3 protein-coding genes are annotated in these 1,149 nt (G+C 45.8%); 2 read left to right on the top strand and 1 reads right to left on the bottom strand.

Annotated features, from left to right (window positions below; all coding sequences use genetic code 11):
* Positions 1–81: 81 nt before the first annotated feature.
* Positions 82–354, top strand: coding sequence for a hypothetical protein (locus KDK19_RS06425; protein ID WP_257254212.1), 273 nt, complete (start codon positions 82–84; stop codon positions 352–354).
* A gap of 167 nt (positions 355–521) precedes the next feature.
* Here KDK19_RS06425 and KDK19_RS06420 read toward each other — a convergent pair whose 3' ends face one another.
* A complete protein-coding gene (locus KDK19_RS06420; RefSeq protein WP_257254211.1) occupies positions 522–959 on the bottom strand; it encodes a DUF29 domain-containing protein in 438 nt (145 codons plus the stop codon).
* Between KDK19_RS06420 and KDK19_RS06415 the strand changes: the two genes are divergently transcribed.
* A partial coding sequence (locus KDK19_RS06415; protein WP_257291585.1) for a hypothetical protein occupies positions 947–1,149 on the top strand: 203 nt, incomplete at its 3' end. The genes KDK19_RS06420 and KDK19_RS06415 overlap by 13 nt on opposite strands.

Genomic DNA, 1,149 nt, shown 5'->3' with positions numbered 1-1,149 from the left:
CCACAGGGGATTCTGGAAAAGAGAAACATTTCAACTATATTTCCTCCCACTATCTGTTCAAGACCAACAAGGAGCCCACCTGTGCAAAATGCCCTGTTTAAAGAACTCAAACGAATGGGAATGGACGAAGATATAGCCTTGGAGTTCGTCAGTAGAAAGCTCCCTCAAAACCTGGCTACAAAAGAAGATATTCTGGTGCTACGGAAAAGCATCCTGCAAGTCAAGCTGGATACAGAACGTAGTATTGCCACATTACGGGAAGCAATGCATGCCGGTCATAACAAACTTCAGGCTGACATTCTAACTCTACGAAAAGAAATGCATGCCGGTCGAAATAAACTTAAGGCTGACTAACAACCAAAACCGGGAGATGACGTAGAAAGTTTTGCTGAAGATGTCAGAATGGCTCGTTCTAACGACCCATTACCAGATTCATCATGGGACGACTGATCGAAGTCACTGAAATGCTGGTTGCCGAACATCTCCCCCCACAAATCAGATTCAAAGGAAGGCTTTCATGGTCAGTCTGCTGGCCAAAAATCAGCACTCATAGCTTGGTCGTAAGTCCAGGGACAAGTCGAAGGAAACGTTTCAAGAGGCAACCCTGTCTCTTTAGTCGCCTCAATCAACGCATACCGGTAGGCTCTTTCCATAGCTGCAGGGATTCTGGGTTTAAGGCTGGGGTTGTCCTTAATATGATCCGAGAGCTCTTCTCGTTGACCTACAATCGTATACCGCCAGCTATTGGATTGCAGACCGGGTTGATACTGCCACTTCAGCAGATGCATCAAGAGAACCTTCAAACGACTGACCAGCTCTCGATGCAGGTTTTTTCCCATAGCTTCAATTTCCAATGCAATATTCTTGATATCGGCCTCATCCAAATTCCCGGATCTGAGCAAATCAAGCTGCTGATTGACCCATCCGTAAAAGTCAGAGTCGTAAAGTGGCTCGCCCATCAGATATCCCTCCTGCCAAAGTAGCCATTATAGTCATTCTTTCTGAATCCGGAGCTGGCTTAACCTCACACCAGCTCCAACCCCGAAGCTTTAAAATGGATAATAAGGACATCCGAAATAATAAGGACATCCGGCATAATAAGGACATCCGGGCTGAAATGAAAGAAATGAGAGCTGAGATTCGCAGTGA

The organism is Endozoicomonas sp. ONNA1, from assembly GCF_024606325.1.
In the GTDB taxonomy this organism is placed as follows: domain Bacteria; phylum Pseudomonadota; class Gammaproteobacteria; order Pseudomonadales; family Endozoicomonadaceae; genus Endozoicomonas_A.
Note: the sequence above shows the minus strand (reverse complement) of the source record. Positions and strands in the feature narration are given on the sequence as shown.